This window comes from uncultured Maribacter sp. (genome assembly GCF_947496775.1).
Classification (GTDB): Bacteria; Bacteroidota; Bacteroidia; order Flavobacteriales; family Flavobacteriaceae; genus Maribacter_B.
In genome coordinates, this window is sequence record NZ_CANMDU010000054.1 from 1 (window position 1) to 486 (window position 486).

At 36.0% G+C, this 486-nt stretch carries 1 protein-coding gene; it reads left to right on the forward strand.

Annotated elements, in window-relative coordinates; genetic code table 11:
* Positions 1-31 precede the first annotated feature (31 nt).
* Positions 32-286: a hypothetical protein gene (locus Q0856_RS18045; RefSeq protein WP_298507233.1), complete on the forward strand. Its 255-nt coding sequence runs from the start codon at positions 32-34 to the stop codon at positions 284-286.
* Positions 287-486: the final 200 nt, after the last annotated feature.

Sequence of the window (486 nt, forward strand, 5' to 3'; positions counted from 1 at the left end):
AAATTATTGGTTCTAAAAACACTAAACGCCAATGACGGACTTGGTAATCTTACTTATTTGGACAGCCGCACTCTTCGGAGGTGGAATTATATACTGGATGCGATTACAAATGGAAAAACTTGGTTACAGGTATCCAATGTTCAATTCTAGCTTTAAAATGATGGCGGATTTTCAGGCAAGAAAAGCAACTGACAAAAGGTTAAAAAACAAATACCACAAAACTCTTGGAATTGTTTTCGTTTTATGGCTAGCGATAGGAATTGGATTTTGGTCACTTTGGAATTAAAAAACTTGCTACAACACAACCTATAAACAATACGGGCTTGGCTGCTTAAGTTATAAACTCGGAATATCAGCGAACATCGCCAAATCTTTTGGATTTGGCATTAAATAAAAAAGAAAAAGCAAAACAAAAAGGTTTGGCTAATTACGTGGCGGAATGTTAAGTACTAACTTGCTCCCGTACTATTTATAGCCAAACCGTTG